17 protein-coding genes are annotated in these 16,652 nt (G+C 32.9%); 1 reads left to right on the top strand and 16 read right to left on the bottom strand.

Annotated features, from left to right (window positions below; translation table 11 throughout):
- Position 1 precedes the first annotated feature (1 nt).
- The 5 genes from ACFRAE_RS16650 to ACFRAE_RS16630 all read right to left on the bottom strand — a co-directional run bounded on the left by ACFRAE_RS16650 (position 2) and on the right by ACFRAE_RS16630 (position 5,213).
- Positions 2 to 1,957 (bottom strand): hypothetical protein, encoded by a 1,956-nt coding sequence (locus tag ACFRAE_RS16650; protein ID WP_422798306.1) that lies wholly within the window; start codon positions 1,955 to 1,957, stop codon positions 2 to 4.
- 36 nt (positions 1,958 to 1,993) lie between these two features.
- On the bottom strand, positions 1,994 to 2,668 hold the full coding sequence (locus tag ACFRAE_RS16645; protein ID WP_422798305.1) for a hypothetical protein: 675 nt from the start codon (positions 2,666 to 2,668) through the stop codon (positions 1,994 to 1,996).
- A gap of 142 nt (positions 2,669 to 2,810) precedes the next feature.
- Positions 2,811 to 3,179: an aspartate 1-decarboxylase gene (panD, locus tag ACFRAE_RS16640; RefSeq protein WP_422798304.1), complete on the bottom strand. Its 369-nt coding sequence runs from the start codon at positions 3,177 to 3,179 to the stop codon at positions 2,811 to 2,813.
- Between the two features lie 14 nt (positions 3,180 to 3,193).
- A complete protein-coding gene (locus tag ACFRAE_RS16635) occupies positions 3,194 to 4,240 on the bottom strand; it encodes a DUF6695 family protein (protein ID WP_422798303.1) in 1,047 nt (348 codons plus the stop codon).
- 1 nt (position 4,241) lies between these two features.
- A complete protein-coding gene (locus ACFRAE_RS16630; protein WP_422798302.1) occupies positions 4,242 to 5,213 on the bottom strand; it encodes a PLP-dependent cysteine synthase family protein in 972 nt (323 codons plus the stop codon).
- Between the two features lie 200 nt (positions 5,214 to 5,413).
- Here ACFRAE_RS16630 and ACFRAE_RS16625 point away from each other — a divergent pair, with 200 nt between their 5' ends.
- Positions 5,414 to 5,710: a hypothetical protein gene (locus tag ACFRAE_RS16625; protein WP_422798301.1), complete on the top strand. Its 297-nt coding sequence runs from the start codon at positions 5,414 to 5,416 to the stop codon at positions 5,708 to 5,710.
- A 47-nt stretch (positions 5,711 to 5,757) separates the two neighbouring features.
- Here the strand turns inward: ACFRAE_RS16625 and ACFRAE_RS16620 are convergent, their stop codons facing one another.
- The 11 genes from ACFRAE_RS16620 to ACFRAE_RS16570 all read right to left on the bottom strand — a co-directional run bounded on the left by ACFRAE_RS16620 (position 5,758) and on the right by ACFRAE_RS16570 (position 15,260).
- Positions 5,758 to 5,940: an Arc family DNA binding domain-containing protein gene (locus tag ACFRAE_RS16620; protein WP_422798300.1), complete on the bottom strand. Its 183-nt coding sequence runs from the start codon at positions 5,938 to 5,940 to the stop codon at positions 5,758 to 5,760.
- Positions 5,941 to 5,983: 43 nt separating this feature from the next.
- A complete protein-coding gene (locus tag ACFRAE_RS16615; RefSeq protein ID WP_422798299.1) occupies positions 5,984 to 6,853 on the bottom strand; it encodes an SPFH domain-containing protein in 870 nt (289 codons plus the stop codon).
- Positions 6,854 to 7,745: 892 nt separating this feature from the next.
- Entirely contained in the window at positions 7,746 to 8,627 is an 882-nt protein-coding gene (locus ACFRAE_RS16610) for a hypothetical protein (protein WP_422798298.1), read from the bottom strand.
- 341 nt (positions 8,628 to 8,968) lie between these two features.
- Complete coding sequence (locus tag ACFRAE_RS16605; RefSeq protein WP_422798297.1) at positions 8,969 to 10,069, bottom strand: redoxin family protein; 1,101 nt, start codon at positions 10,067 to 10,069, stop codon at positions 8,969 to 8,971.
- Between the two features lie 370 nt (positions 10,070 to 10,439).
- Positions 10,440 to 10,805 carry an iron chaperone gene (locus ACFRAE_RS16600; RefSeq protein ID WP_422798296.1) on the bottom strand — a complete coding sequence of 122 codons (366 nt, stop codon included), beginning with the start codon at positions 10,803 to 10,805 and terminating at the stop codon, positions 10,440 to 10,442.
- Positions 10,786 to 11,172, bottom strand: coding sequence for a DoxX family protein (locus ACFRAE_RS16595; RefSeq protein ID WP_422798295.1), 387 nt, complete (start codon positions 11,170 to 11,172; stop codon positions 10,786 to 10,788). The genes ACFRAE_RS16600 and ACFRAE_RS16595 overlap by 20 nt, the downstream gene beginning before the upstream one ends.
- A 703-nt stretch (positions 11,173 to 11,875) precedes the next feature.
- Entirely contained in the window at positions 11,876 to 12,313 is a 438-nt protein-coding gene (locus tag ACFRAE_RS16590; protein WP_422798294.1) for a carboxymuconolactone decarboxylase family protein, read from the bottom strand.
- A gap of 169 nt (positions 12,314 to 12,482) precedes the next feature.
- Positions 12,483 to 12,848 carry a VOC family protein gene (locus tag ACFRAE_RS16585; protein WP_422798293.1) on the bottom strand — a complete coding sequence of 122 codons (366 nt, stop codon included), beginning with the start codon at positions 12,846 to 12,848 and terminating at the stop codon, positions 12,483 to 12,485.
- 199 nt (positions 12,849 to 13,047) lie between these two features.
- On the bottom strand, positions 13,048 to 13,656 hold the full coding sequence (locus ACFRAE_RS16580) for a hypothetical protein (protein ID WP_422798292.1): 609 nt from the start codon (positions 13,654 to 13,656) through the stop codon (positions 13,048 to 13,050).
- A 320-nt stretch (positions 13,657 to 13,976) separates the two neighbouring features.
- Positions 13,977 to 14,795 (bottom strand): DUF6597 domain-containing transcriptional factor, encoded by an 819-nt coding sequence (locus ACFRAE_RS16575; protein ID WP_422798291.1) that lies wholly within the window; start codon positions 14,793 to 14,795, stop codon positions 13,977 to 13,979.
- Positions 14,796 to 15,077: 282 nt separating this feature from the next.
- Positions 15,078 to 15,260, bottom strand: coding sequence for a hypothetical protein (locus ACFRAE_RS16570; RefSeq protein ID WP_422798290.1), 183 nt, complete (start codon positions 15,258 to 15,260; stop codon positions 15,078 to 15,080).
- Between the last annotated feature and the right edge of the window lie 1,392 nt (positions 15,261 to 16,652).

The following is a 16,652-nucleotide window of genomic DNA, read 5'->3' as shown; positions in this document are numbered from 1 at the left end:
TTTATTTTACATTATTCATCAAGGTATCGATGCTATCGATAATAAACATTAAAGCATTCGATTTATCGTTTGGAAATTCCATCTCCATATCGAAGTTGAAAAGATCCCCTTTACCCACATAACTTTTCATTGTGAAGTTTCCATATTTCTCCAAATCAGAAACGGAAGATTCTAAAGACTTTTGAATAGGAACACCTAATTCCTGAAGTGTAGATGGAAGTTTCTTCGTATTAAATAATAAAGAGAACTGTGATTTTTTAGCAAAATCTACAAAAGGTTTATGTGCTCTATTCAACACTTTATTTGATTGAATCGCTTGAAGCTGCGCTTTATCATTTCCAAGAAATACAATACCATCGTGCATTAAAATAAATGGACTAATAGCTGCATTATCATTCTTAACCTCATAAATACCCCCATCATTTGTAACTTCACCATGATTTATCCCTAATTGAATCACTTTTTCAAAAATCCGGGTATCTTCAGAAGAAAACATAAATAAAAATTGAGGGATTTTCTCTATTCTGGTTTTTTGTATTTCCGTAGCATTGAAATCATCGTCATATTCATAATCTGTATAGCTCACTTCCTTATTCACAATTCCGTTCAAAACAAACAAATTATCCCCTTTAAACACTTTCGCGATAGCCTTTTCATCCAAGAGTACATCAAACAAGGTACTACCTAGGTCGATCATATTACCGATTTGTTCCTTTTCGTCATAGCCATAAATATACTTTACAATAGCCGGTAAATGTTTGATGTAATTTTCCGTATTGATATTCAACGAAAAGAAACCTAAAATATCTTCCGATAAATATTGATTGAATTTAGGATTAGCTTTGTTTTTATATATTTCGCGATATTTCTTTGCCAGTCCCTTTTCCATCTTGGCATGCGTTTTCATGCTTAAGCGATTACCATCCACCAATACACTCATTAAGATTTCATCATAACCGTAATTTAATTTCGGTTTAAAACCTTGAAAGCTATAAATACTTTGATCATAAAACGTGTTAAAGGCATTTAAATCTTTAATACTTAGACTCAGTATTTCATTATCCTTCAATTTTTTAAAATCCTTAGAAGATCTTTTAACGAGAGAGCCTGCAATAATTTGATTCATACGCTCATTCATCCAAGCGTTGATTAAGATATTTTTTATCGAGTCATTATGATTTTCTACCTGACGATATTGTAAGTAATAATCATCTTCATATTCCTCTTGTTCCAATACAGAATCTACATAAGTATAATCCTCATCTGTAATATCAGCTTCCGGAATCACATCATACTCTTCAGCATAGGCCGTATCTATCTCATCCAGTTCTACAGCGAAGCTATCAACTTCAATGGAGTCTAAATCCCATTCCGAACTATCTAAATCTTCAAGGATAACCTCGTCAGTATCCATGATGGTATCCGAATAATCATTGGTTTGAGCTAATAAACCATATTTAGATTGTACTTCTGGTTTATTAAAATAAGTGATCATCGGGACACCAGAAAGCACATATAGTGTTTCGTTATCCCAAGATATCCGCGTTTTTCCATCTGCACTGTAGATGGTATTCAAGCCGTTAACCTGAACAATTTTTTTCGATTCCGGAAGAAAACCTTCAAACTGAGATTTATCTTTTATCGGCAGAAGCGCTCCATAAAATTGAACACTATCGGTTATTAATCCATGAATATATGCTTTAGCATGGATATCTATCCCCATACTTTCCAGTTCATCGTTTTGAATCGTCAGATCTTTTTGCAGCAAGGCATCAAACAAACTGGTCTTTTTCAAAAATTTATTAAAATCTTCCGAATTCACTTGTTTATAAAATGCTTCACCATTTAGCGTAATTAGAATTTGAGCATCATTAGGGATTTTATGACTTAAATCTTGAGCAGAAAGATTAATATGTATGATATAACAAAGTGAAAAGAGTACTATTTTTTTGATCATTTTTATGATTGATTAATTTGAAATTGAGTGGTTATATTAGTTTAATTGAATTTGATTGCCTAAAGTAGTCTTCGAATTTATTAAAGAAGGCAAATTAGTTTTCAGCATGATGGCTTTCTGATTTGAGGCAATTTTTGAATTTGTATTTGATTTTGATTTTATGTTGGTATCGAAGCGATAAATACTAGTAAAAAATGCCTGATCAAATGATTTTTGATGCTCTGCACTGAGCTTTGCAAATTCAGTTTTCGCATCCGTAGCGAGTTTAAAATCGCGTTTAAAAACCTTATTCTTCCGATCGTAAGCATAATTTGAATAATTGCTTAATTTGGTTTTAAAATGAACGGACAAAGCATTATTAAACGCATTCAAAGCCTGGGCATTTTCGAAGTCACAAGAAATAAAAGCAATAAAATTTTGAAAATCTAATTGATGGTTAACATTGCTTATCCCTTTTGTTTGTTTCAGTATTCGCACCACGTCTGCCATTTCTTGACGAATTTCCGCTTCTTTCGGTATTTTAAATCCGTCGATTTTATCCAATTTCATCAAAGAAGCTAATTTCGTTTTACTTTTACTCAAATTCATCGTTCCTTTGATTTTTCCTGATCCATTACTCTTAAAATCAATTTCTTCCACAAAATCAAAACACGAAGTCAATGAAATTACGCAAACAATTGCAGTAAGTATAAAAATTATTTTCTTTACCATATTGGAATCTAAAATAAGAATTAAAAAATAGGTTTAAAAGTGATTTGTTGATAATATTAAGGAATTACTCAAAAAAGATTAAATTTATAAAAAAACAGCTACCCTGAATTGGATAGCTGTATCTACAAATCAAGAAACTTGATTAATAATTATATTTTTCAACCGATTTAATCGCATTATTTCCTTCTGTAAATACCAGGGTAGGTTGGTAATTTTCTGCTTCCTCTACGCTCAGATTGATAAACGATAGAATATGCACCGTATCCCCGACTTTAGCGTGTAATGCTGCCCCCCCATTCATACAAACTTCGCCACTACCACGTTCACCCGGAAGTACATACGTCATAATTCGACTGCCATTTACCGCATTATTAATATATACTTGTTCATATTTCACAATACCAGCAGCATCTAACAAATCAGCGTCTATGGTAATGGAGCCATTGTAAGCCACATTCGCTTCAGTGACTTTTACGGTATGTATTTTTGCTTTTAAAAGTTTAATTTCCATGTATTTATTTTCAATTATATAGTCATTTTTATAGGTTCAGAAGCTTGTACAGTTTGAAATGAAATAGCCTTACCAGCCTGAACAAGCTGATGGCTATCATACTCTAAATCAAAGGTAAACTGAAATGGATGATACATGCTAAACACTGTATCAGGCATAGCATTCACGCTATACTCCAATTTTCCAGTATGGTGAAAACGTTGAATAACATAATGTTCCCGTTCAGGTAATAGATGAAACCAACAACCTTCGCCTAAACCACCAATCCAATGTGCCTTTTCCGGCAAGGAAGCAGGTCGCGTTGGCTCATTCAAAAAACCCAGATGTTCATCTTTAGGCAATTCATTCGCATACTTGCTGAAAAAATTAGGTTTAAGTAAACCAATCTGAAATCGTAAAGAAGACCATCGATTTAAAGTCCACTGTTCCAAGTGCTTATGCACAAAACAAAAAACCTGTCCATTATCAGCAGCATTCACGACATTACTGGTAGGGCTTGCCTTCAAACATTCCGGATATAATATTTTTTTTATTCTTGCATCTGAAGCCCGCATTCCTTTGCAGAGTACTTGAGCCACAAATCGAGAACAGCTGTTATTTTTTGCAGCAAGGGCACCGTATTTTACCACCCCCATTTTTACCAATTCATCGGCATATGCAGCAGCCATCTTATAGGATAGGTCCTTACTTATCGTACCTAAAAGCCTTCCAGCACCATGAGTAGCCTCTTCCAGCGAATAAAGCTCCAAAAGTAAATCCTCTAGATTCGCTAATTCCCCATTATTGTCCCAACGAGCAAGCGTTGTCAACATCAATCGAGGATCAAAATCTACCGACCTAGCACGACCATATCCCCGTGGCGAGAGGTACCTGCCAAAATCATAATAGCGCATATGACCTGTCGATCTTTCGATCAGCACAATAGCGGCATGGCCTACCTTAAAATTTAAATTTTTGACTATTCCAATGCGTTTAAAAAAAGACATCCATGCTTCATCCCCTCGAGCCGTTTGATCTGGCCAAGCAATAGGAATAGCGATATCGTGAAATAAGTCCATCATCTTAATTTATAGCTCTAATTTCCGTTATTTCCTTCACATTATATAATTTATGCATATATCGATCGCCATAGTCTGGGAAATACAATACCACTAAATCCTGTGAGCTGAACTTCATTTTATGAACGTATTTGTCCATCGCAGCTAAAACGGCCGCGCTGGAATAACCTAACAATTCATTGGCAACATCCTGGTATTCCCAAGCCATTTGTTTACATTCCGATTGACTGATTTGAAAAATAGCATCCACCGCATTCCGATCAAACGAACCTGGGATAAATGTTCTTCCTATACCTTCAATAGCGTCAAATTTTATTTCCGATTCGGGAATAGATTTATACTTTAAAAATAAATCATAAATAGATCCCGTAGGTTCTATCCCCCAAATTTGTACTTGCGGATTTTTTTCTTTCATGTAACGACCCACCCCAGAAATTGATCCGCCAGTTCCGACACCGGCAATAAAATGAGTAATCCGACCTAAAGATTGAGTCCATATTTCAGGCCCTGTTGTTTGGTAATGAGCTTTTATATTGGCCGAATTGTAATATTGATTTGTAAAATAACAATTTGGATGATTTGCTGCATAGGATTGTGCTAAATATTGCGTAGAATTAAAATCATGTAAGCCATTCCCATTCGAACACAACTGTATTTTTGCACCATATTCCTCGAGTATATCGAGCTTTTCTTGAGAACAACTCTCCGTCACAAATATCACTGTTTTAAATCCTTTTTCCTTCGCCAACAAGGCTAGACTGATTCCCGTGTTTCCACTGCTAGCTTCCACAAAAGTGCCTCCAGGATGGATATAGCCTTTTTTTATGGCATCTTGTATCATATACCAAGCAACTCGATATTTAGAAGACTCGCCAGGATTATAATACTCTTCCTTTATAAAAATTTGACATCCGTATTTTCTAGATAAATAGTCACTTTTTGTTAAAGGCGTATTTCCGATTAATAGCTTATTCAATATGTTTTACTTAGGATTTATGACTTTCTTTATTATATAACGATAAATTTTCCTTAATTATTTTCTACGATTCAACGATTTATTCTAAAATAATGATTTTTAATATCCATCCCAACACTACGTAATCTCCAACTACAGGATTGCATTATATTTATAAATAATAACCGAATTTTAATAAATTTGTTTTAAAACATAATCTTATGAAACCAAAAACTATCATTATAGCGGTCTTACTTGCGGTGTTACTTTTGATATTATTTAATAATAAAGAAGAGGCCAGCTTTTGGTTATTCACCGAAATAAGAACGTCAAAACTCTTTATTTTAGGTACCTTTTTTTTACTAGGGGTAGTCGTTGGTGGATTGGTTTTTAGAAGAAAATCAAAACATCCAAAAGAATATGCAGTAAGTAATCCTATAGCACCAGGGGAAGAAGGAATCTTAAATACTGGTAAAACGTTATCAGAAGAAGATCAAGAATATATCCGCAGAGATTAATACGCCATAACGGCATTTCCTATAAAGAAGGAGTAAGTTGGATAAACTTACTCCTTTTTGTCTTCTATAGTAGGAGATTTTTTTTTAGATTTCATCCTTCCGGACTTTTGCAAGGCTGCATGAATCAAATATTCCATCTGACCATTTACACTTCGAAATTCATCTTGTGCCCATTTTTCCAAAAGTTTATACGTTTCATCATCTATCCTTATCACAAAACTCTTTTTCATATACAGATTTTGAAATTCCTTAAGAGGAAATGTTAAAGAAAAATTAATTATATAAGGTTCCAGCGTTCACAATAGGCTGAGCGGCTTTTTCACCACATAACACCACCATCAAATTACTCACCATTGCCGCTTTCTTTTCATCATCCAACTCCACAATATTTTCTTCAGACAATTTTTTCAAGGCCATATCCACCATACCAACAGCGCCTTCCACAATTTTAGATCGAGCAGAAACAATCGCCGATGCTTGCTGTCTTTGCAACATGGCTCCTGCAATTTCAGGTGCATAGGCTAAATGCGCTATCCTAGCTTCTTCCACAATAATACCTGCCTTTTCAAATCGATCGGAAAGTTCCGTTTCCAATATCCGATTCACCTCATCTCCCCCATCTCTTAATGTCAATTCGGCAAGCTCATCTTCCAAACTATCGTATGCAAAACTAACCGCCAAATGACGTATTGCTGCCTCACTTTGTACTCGAACATAGTCTGTATAACTTTGCACATCATAAGCTGCTTTAAATGTATCTCCTACTTTCCATACGATGACAGCACCTATTTCAATAGGATTTCCCATTTTATCATTTACTTTCAATGTTTGACTTTGTAGATTTTCTGAACGTAAGCTGATGCGTAATGCTGTATAAAATGGATTAATAAAAAATAATCCATTCGCTTTAATCGTCCCTTTGTAATTACCAAATAAGTTCAATACTCTCGAATGGTTTGGGTTTACAATAATCAACCCTTTTATTATAATCACAAAAACGACAAATGAAATAAACATCATTAAGCCATAAAATAATTCCTTTTGGGCAACTATTTGAATAAAGCTAAAAATAAAACAAATGATGGTTAATAAGACAACTACTAAAGCAGCATATCCTGAGGTTGGTTTAACAATTTTTTCCATAACAATAAGTTTAAAATGATATTAAAATGATATCACTAATATATCATATTTTTTTAATAAATACAAAGCTTTATTTCATTTCTTTTTTTATCATATCCTTTGGTAATCAACGCGAATGCAATTGACTAGCCTATGGTATTTACCACATGACCTGTTTTCAGAAGTATACATTAGGATTTGCAACATTTGCATGCTGCCTGGTTCAACATGGTATATTAAGATCGTTTTTACCCTACAGCCTATCCATAGATTTGAAACACTGTCCGTCTTACATCGGATTTGATTCGCTTCCACCCAGTTTAGATCCGTATAATCTTCGAAGGAGATGCGACTAAGATCCAATGCTGTAGTAAATTAAAATCAGATTGGAGCAACTATTAATTGAAATGGAATTTCAAAAAAAAATAGCCTATTCCCTAGCTAAAAAATTGAAAAAATAATACATTATAAATGGAAAATACCGGACAGGCATCACTTTCAAGCGTGCAATCTATCCGTCATATCAATTGCCTAAAAGACCTCAAAATTAGCTGGATTAGCAATGGTTTCCGTCTATCTGCTATAAAAAAAACAATCTGATTTGGCTATTGAACAAATTACTCAACTTTTACAGCTAAAAAACTGATTATAAATTAGTTGCCAATTGAATAAAAAAGAACAAGCTTTAGGTATTTAGTTAAGCCATTAAAAATTCCGATATACCGACTAAACTTAAATCTTTGGTTGTTTACCAAACTTATCGAACCTATTTGCTGGGGTAATAAATAGGTTTTATTTATTGATGCCCTATCATCAAACAGCTGCTTCAAATTGCGATAAACTCAGCTATTTGGAAATAAATACGAAGAGCGATGCTATTTAAGACACGCTCTTCGTATGATAATATTGCGAACTATTCTTGCTGATGCTCTTCAAGGTATTCTTCTACTGCCAAAGGATCTTTAATATCAATATTTCTTTTTTTCATGCCCAAATACGTATTCCCAGGGATTATGACGTAGCGAAAATTAATCGATCCACCAAGATTAATTAAAGCGCCACCATCATAAACAAAACGATAGACAACAATTTCATTCGTTTTCAATTTAAACGTAATGGTACTCATTCTACCACTCGCTCTACTCGTATAAGGTAAGGCAAAATTGCCACCTCCAAAATCCAAATACATCAGAATAGCGGAATTATTTATTATTGAGGCCGTTAAAGAAGGGGCATAAATATGCCCTATTCTCATCGTCGTGCCATCAATAATACTATCTTTAAGTCGAACTGCATTTTTCCAACCAGAATAAAATACTTTAGCATCTGCTCGTAAATTTGTACCGACACCCCATCCTGTTGAAATTTTGGGACCATAAAGGACCATTTGCCCGGTATTAAAATAAAAATCACCTACTTTTCCAAGGCTTACCGCTGGAAATCCGTTTCCAGATAAAAACTGTGACCCATCCTTTCCATTCACGCCATTCGTTCCATTGACACCATTTTCACCCTTTATTCTTTTAGGTGTTCCCCATCCTGCTGCTGTCTTTGGGCCATACATATCTGCCGTGGAGGTACGAAAGTAAAAATCACCTAATTTACCTAAGGATGCCAGCGGAACGACTGTACCACTTAAAATTGTACTACCATCTATACCTTTTATACCTTGTATTCCTTGAGCTCCTGGAATTCCCTGTTCTCCTTGAGCTCCCTGTGCCCCAGTATCTCCTTTTTTACAGGAAAATAAGCCTAATAATACCAGAATTAAACCTGTAATTAGTTGTGTTTTCATAATCAATAATTTTAATTTCCACTTACAAATGATACCTAAAGTAGGTCTCTCCGTATAAAGTAAATTTTAAAATGAGTGAATGTATGTTTTTAGACTATGAATAAGCCTTTTTAATGAGTAATGCAAATGTGTAAGTAATAAAATGGAACTGAACGGTTTAAGATTAATCAATACCTAAACCAACAGCAGAAGTTTGAATCTACCTAAGCAAAAAATAATATTCTCCTATATTTATCGAAGGACTGTGCTTATAGGTAATTCAAGCTAAGGTCTAAAAATTAGTAGATAATGGAAATTCTTATTTAGCATCATAAAATTAAAGTCTTATACGACTATTATTCTTACTTGATTTTATAATCTAGCTCTTCCAATTTACCATCTTCATCAATTAAGATAGCCCTCGGAATGGATTTGACATTAAAATGCAAAGAGGAAATATCCGATCCGGTACCTTTCAATTCGGATACATGAGTGACAAAGGAAAAATTATGAGTATGGATAGCCTTTTTCCAATCCTCCTTATTATCATCTAAAGAAATTGCCAATATATGTACCTGAGGGTTATTATCCGCAAACTTTTTCAATTTGGGAATATTCTTTATGCAAGGCACGCACCAAGATGCCCAGAATTCAAGTAAGACTTTTTTTCCTTTAAAATCAGATAACTTGACTATTTTCCCATCGATATCCTTGATTGTAAAATCCCTTACTGGTGCACCTTGCTTCAATTCGAATAATGAATGAATTTTTTGGGCTAATTCTTGTCCTTCAGCTAACTGTTTAATAGCGTCTGAAAGACCATCGTATAATTCCTTGATTAAATCAGGCTTATCTTCTAACTCATTAAATAAAAAATACTTCTGTACATAAAGCGATGTATAAGACTGAGGATTTAACCTTGCAAATGCAATTCTTAGGGGTAAAAATTCTTTATTTAAAGTCGGAAAAACTTGATTCATCTCTTTTTTATTATTTAAAGCCCAAATATATTCAGGCAATAGTACTTTATAAATCGAATTATACCGGTTATAAATTAATGCATCTTTATTTTCGAGGATTTCCATATTGGTAAAACCGCGAATTGCTTTTCCAGTGACTTCACTAAAAAGGGGTTTGTGTGTATAAAATTTATTGACTCCAGGCAGGAGTAAAAATTGGAATAGGCCATCAACATCCTTTTCTTTCATGTAAATATTAGTCAGAATGCCTGGTGTTTTTAAATTTCCATGGTATTCAAAATGATTATTATTTATTAAAACTGAATCTTCTTTTAAATCATTTTTATTAGAATAATCCACAAAACTGAAATAGACATATTTTCCATTAAAGTTTTGTGCGGTATCTATTTTTACTTGAATATGGAAAGGCCCTTGGGCGGAGGATGGAAGTGTAAATAGTATGCTAATTATTAACAAAGAAATAAAACCACATAACTTGGTCATAATGTATTATTTAATTAAAAATAGATAATCATATTATGACGAAAAGTGAAATATGGTTAAATAAATGCATGGTTAAAAAGCAGAAATATATACCTTGTTATTCAATCTATTCATCCCTTTTATGCGCATGGAAGATTCACGGAGTTATTAAAAAAGACCTCAACCCGATTTGTTGCTAGTTAATAGTTGATCGATGGCGATTGAATAGCTATATGACGTTCTCTTGCTGCATAGCGTACTGCTTTTAGGCCTTTAATCGCTAAAAAATGAAGTATATTCTTCTTAAAAACAAAAGCGATTGCTAAGTACGCTTGAAAATACTGCAGTGTCCGTGTTGGTTGTTCATGATTTATAGTTTTCTTGGTATAACTTAGGTTTGATCAACTTCTTTTTTCCTGAATGAAATGAGGGCTTGAATGAATGCTAATGGTAGATTTTGATCGTTTGGAAACTGAATGGCCGATTTGGAAACTTTGAATAGCTTCAGTTCTTTTTCAAACTTTTTTAGGAAAGTTTCGGTCCAAGGGCTGGATAAACTAATGTGTTTTGGGTAGGCACTATAGTATATAAGGTACTTATTCCCTATTTTAAATGCTGGTATCTGATAACTGATGACTTCTTCGACTTGGGGTGCAACTTGATGTACAATCTCCCGTATACTTTCTAATTTGTTTCGTATTTCGTCATGTACTGTATGATGATATTCATCAATATTTTTATAATTGGTCTTGGCCATGTTTTTTTAGTTTTTGACGATAAGTATAAGAAATGGCAAGTATGGCGCCTACTATTAATGGAAATAAAATGTACCCAATGTTTTTGTCCACAACGAGGTGACTGAAGGACGCAAAGATTAAATTGAATGTTAATCCTGCATACGCCCATTCTATGAGTTTTGGGTTTAATTTCGGAATGATTAAAGCAACTGATCCTAATACCTTGCACATTATTAATGCATATGCAAAATAATCTGGATATCCTAAGGGCTTTGTGCCTGCATTAAAATTTTCTGGGGAAAATAACAGTGCAGTCAATGGCATCAACCCTTCTATTAACACTAATAGGATTGTTGCTATCCAAAATATTATTTTATTTCTTTTCATTATCTTTATGTTTGTTGCTCATCTTGTTAGACAATGTTACGCAGATTATTACCGATCTAACTTGTCATAGGATAAGAAAAATCTTATCGTGATCCTCTCGTGCAAAAGCTGTTTGATACTTAGAGCAACAGGAGTTTAATAGTAAAGTTGAAACAATTGTCAATTAATCACCAAATCCAGATATTGATGCTCGTATTTCAAATGCTCAAGATGCGCGTGTTGGAGCATCAAAGCAGCTTAAGGCAACCATTAGCAATATTGCAGCTGCTGAATTACTAGCTAAACCATAAAAGCAAGTTTGTAAAAAAGGAGGCAATAAAAAAGGTTTACTTGATTTCGCATCGTATGTCTAATATTTTATCTAAGAATCGGAAGCAGCTAAAGCGTAAAAGGAATGAGAAATCCAATAAAGATTCCGGAAATTTGACCATTTTATGGAGGATAGCTACATTGTTATACATCATTATCATGCTATATGTTCTGTTTACCTGTGGTGGTAACGGAGCTGATTGGTATCCGGGAAAACCCATCTATACCAGATAGTATCTGTCGAACGATTAGCATTTATCCGCTGATGAATTTGTGCATTTGGCCAACTTGTTTTATATTCCTTTTTTTAGATTGTCTGTCCAATAAACTATGTTTCCCTATTCCAATACAAGACATAATCATACATACTAATACGGCAATTTTATTACTCGAGTTATTTAACTGTTTTTTTAGTACTTACTACAAACCTATTCCAGGCATTTATAGTTACCACCGACATTATGATTTGTGCTATTTGATTACCATCGAAAAAGACCTCAGCATTTTTATACGTTTCATCGGTTAATCCTTTTTGACTTATTAAAGTTATTTCCTCGGTTATCGCTAATATTACCTTTTCTTCATCAGTAAATAATTCAGTTTCTTTCCAAGCATTTAGCAAGAAAATCCGTTGAGCGGTTTCGCCATCTTTTAACGCCTCTATGCTATGCATATTGATACAAAAGGCACAGCTATTGATTTGTGAAGCACGAATTTTAATGAGATGGGAATGTGTTTTAGCGAGCTTCGAATTGGTCAGGTAATTTTCTAGCGAAAGCATTGCTTCGAATGCCTTTGGTTCAAGTTGTGCGATATCTATTCTGTTTCCCATGATTATTAATTTTTATTTATTGACTTTAGCATCGTCAGCTTTATGGATATAAGCTAGCTGTTCCAAGTTTAGAAGTTATTATTTATTCAATTTTAAGCCGCTAAGACGATGTAATCGTTTTATTAAACCGATATTAAATTCGCCAAGTTCTAAAAAAAAGATTAGTATACTATCTTTCTTGCATGTTGAATACTGTCCCTGCAGGATCCTGAATCCAATGCATATTTTTTGGAAGTGCTTCAATTTCGTCACACGTTTCAACTGCATGTGATTCTAGATACTTTGTGGCTATCTCTATATTAGAAACTGTAAGTTGTAACCAAGTTTCCGTATGTGTGTAATTATCTACACAGTCCAACCAAATGATGTTGGCTCCAAATTTTACTTTATGTGTTCTAGAAACCGTAGGATTTTCAATAGGCTGCTCATCAACTTCTAATTTTAGAATATCCCTGTAGAATACAAGCGTTTTTTCATATTTACTTTTAGGTATTTTAATTGCAATGTTAATTCCTGCTTCAAAATTTGGATTCATAAATTTCTTATTTAATATGCTTCAATATTTTTATCAAAACGATCATGTACATCTTTTATCGATACTAAAACTTGCTATACCCCTTTCGAACGGCTACCGTATCGTACTAGATAAACATACTTCAAATATTTTTTCCATAAAAAAATGATAGCTTTCTATGGAATTTCCTACTATATAATTCAATAATACTCGCGATAGATTATTTAAATGAATCAATTTCCTTAATTAATTTACCATCATTATTGATCATTTTTATCATTGGATTACCTGTACTATCTACTGATAGAATAATTCTAGGCTTTTCATCTGGTCCATTAATTACCAAACTAGAGTTCCCGTTTTCAGTCATCAAATTAATTCTATTTGTATTACCACCAATTTTACCCGACAAATCTTTATCATTAATGACTATACCCGATTTATACGCATTGGTGTTCCTATTTTGCTGGGTCAATAAACCAATAGCATCAGCATTGTCGTAATCAAATGCTAAGGCGTAAGTATTGGTTTCAGGATTTTTAGAAATTGCTATTCCTCCACATTCGTCCCCTTTTTCATTATAGAATATAATTCCTGCGGGATTAAGTGCTCGTTTGTATTTTTTTCCAAATAGTATTGGTGGTTCCATGCGCTCTTGATTAGAAATAATCATTCTGTTTACCCCATTATCATCAATTATATTTATCCGTTTAACGGTAATCTCCTCATAGTTAGTATCTAATGTCTTAAAGGAATAAAAAAGCATTAAAAATGCAACAGTTATTATTCCTGCATAAAATCCGACGATTAATTGGCCTGTTTTTTTCATTTTAATTATGTTTACTTGTTATATTCTAGGCAGCTATATTTTATTAAATACTTTAAAATACACTCCTAAGCAATCTAATTCTTTCGAGGATTGATTAAAATTTCCTAATAGATTGATTACCTCATTTTGGATAACAATCCAAAGTAAGAAAATTCCAAAATCGTAAAATTGTAAAAAATCATTTTTCAGAAAAATAGAAAGGAAGGTATATTAAACTCCTATTAGCTAGGTCCTCATAAATTATATATGCAACCTTGCCGTGGAAATTAAGCTGTTTGTATAGGATGTTATTGGTGGATGTGAGGTGGGCTAATTTTTGTCTAATCAATTGTTTTTAAGATGCTCGAGGGTTTTTTTCCAGTAATAACTTTAACATCTTTTATAAAGTGAGATTGATCGTAATATCCAGCATTTAACCCTATTTCAGTTAGCGTTCCTATTTTATCTTTATTTTCAAATAGATTTCTAAACCTTACAATATTTGAAAATTTCTTGGGAGAAGTTCCAACTTGTTTTCTGAATTTTTTTTCAAAAGAGTCTCGACTGACAGGTAGTTTATCTATTATTGTTTTTATTGAAACAGATCCTTGGGAGTTAATGATTTCGATTATTGCCTCTTTTATGATGTCATCTGTATGAGTATAAAGAATTTCTAGCAACAAGAATTTCTCTATCCTTTTGATCAATACTTCATAGTCGCTGTAGCTAGAGAATATTTCGTTTAAATAAGCGAGTTGGTTTGAATTAAAAATATCATCAAATGAAATATACTTTTCATAAAAATCATTTATAGGTGTTTTAATGATAGAGGAAGCCACCCCGGGATTTAAAATGATCACAAATAAGGTGGTGGATTTTGAAAACTCAAAATGAAGTGATGTTCGAGCAATACCAAAAGCAAAGGCCTTTGGCAAACTCATTTTGCTCTCTTGCGTTTGTTTAATTGTGATTGAACCATTTAAAATATAGTTAAGTGATACTGAGCTGCTTGGTAGCGTTTCTAAACAGGCTGAATCTGTGGCTTCTACAATCAAATACTCTTTGACATACTCCTTAAGGATTTGATCTGGCGTAAATCTATATTCGATTACTTTATTAAATTGCTCCTGTTCAAAAAAAGCTATATTTTTTTCGTGCATTTTAATATCCTTTTTAAGTTAATCCCTTTTATTTAAAGACCAAATATCTAATAAGTTTGTTAATTCGGAGAAAAAGTTCCGTGTTTTTTACTTCCATTTACTTTGATTATTAATAAAATTAATGAAATTTTATTGATTCGTTTTACTCTGTTTTTGTGTAATACTCAATTGCCACTTCAATCTAATATTTTAGATTTTTTAGATATTTATTCATTTTTTGATAGTATGCAATAGGTATTTTCCGGTCATGGTTAATGCAATAGGCATTTTCACAATATAGATTTAAGATATCAATTGCGGAAAGTAATAAAGGGATTGCGAACCGATATAGGTTTTCTTTCTATTGGTATATACTCTCCTGTTATCGTCAATTCCTTTCGTAACATCCGATAGCCTTAATTGCTGTACATCTGCATAAGCAAGTCCCGTATTGCAGCAAAATAAAACCACATGATGAACCTGCATTAGTCTCTCGGTACTAAATTTGTTTCTTCATGTAGAAGAGCAAGCTGAAATTAGTTTCAATAATCAATAGATTAAGGTTAACAAGGTTAGCCCTGCAGTCTGAAGCCGTTAAGTCTTCCAGTTTTCGAACCTTTTGAATAACGAATAGTTACCTATCATTTGCTGAGTAAAACAGAACTACAAATTATTCAGTTTTATATGTGATTGTATAAATGTTTCGCGGTCTAGCGTAAAATAAAAAGCTTGCAATCATTGGATTTACAATATTTTATATGTTTCAAGTACTTTTCTTTGTGATCCCACTGGGATTGGCTCAGCCACACTATTCCCGCACGCTTACCTTGAGCCTTCAGTGAATCGAACCCAAGTTCTGATACCAACCTTATAAAACAGAAAAAGCAACTCTTTTGAAGTTGCTTTTCTTTGTGATCCCGTTGGGATAATATTTTGAGATTTAATATGTTTGTTTTTAATGTGTTAAATATTGTGTTTTTATAAAGGTACCAGTTAAGGCAGTATTTTTATTAGATATAAGAACATCAGGAACAAATTTAATAAAATTTTAAACTTTTTAAGAATTGCAAATTCTTTCTTTATAAATTCATTAATTCAAAAACATTATATTATCTATTTAGGATTAATAATATTTAAGAAATAAAGAGGTTCGAATCCCTTCCTCTTTACTGATAAAAGCACAAAAGATACTTGTTGCGCTTTATAGTTTAAAGACAAATTTCCTTTTTTCATTTATTATAATATTTAATTTGATATCCGATTTTTTTTCAGAGTTTTTTTGATTATAACACATTGGTTAAAGACTGATTAATTGCAGTAACTTATTGCAAAGAAATTTTAAATATTCAATGCTATTCTCTTAATTGCTAAATAAGTTGTTAAGCTTTACACAATGTGTTTTGATAATAGTGTTAAATAGTTTGGTGATAAAATCTTTCGATACATTCTGAATGTCTAATTTACAATGATTTAAAGCTTATATGATGTTGAGTTAAAGAAATAAAGGTATAGAGATAGATTGGCGAAACTTTTTGTATATTAGTTTCATATAACCAACTGTTGACACTAATATTAGAAGACAGCAGAACCAACAAATAATGAATGACAACAATTTCAAGATGGGTAGTACCATGTTATTTTACGGAAGAGAAACATAAAACACACGAGTTGATTTTTGACTTGACAGACCATTTGAAACTAATGCTAAAAAATGAAGTTTGGAATAGAAAATTTGACTATGGCTTTAGCACGGGACTAAAAAACACTAATCAAACAGAAATAAAAAGTGCGATAATAAAAGTGTAAATCGTCAGCAAAAAGTGGACACGATATTTTAAAAACTTAAGGAGTGTTTTCATCAAAAACGTTAGATTTAAT

The sequence above is a fragment of the Sphingobacterium sp. HJSM2_6 genome (genome assembly GCF_049316305.1).
GTDB lineage: Bacteria > Bacteroidota > Bacteroidia > Sphingobacteriales > Sphingobacteriaceae > Sphingobacterium.
Note: the sequence above shows the minus strand (reverse complement) of the source record. Positions and strands in the feature narration are given on the sequence as shown.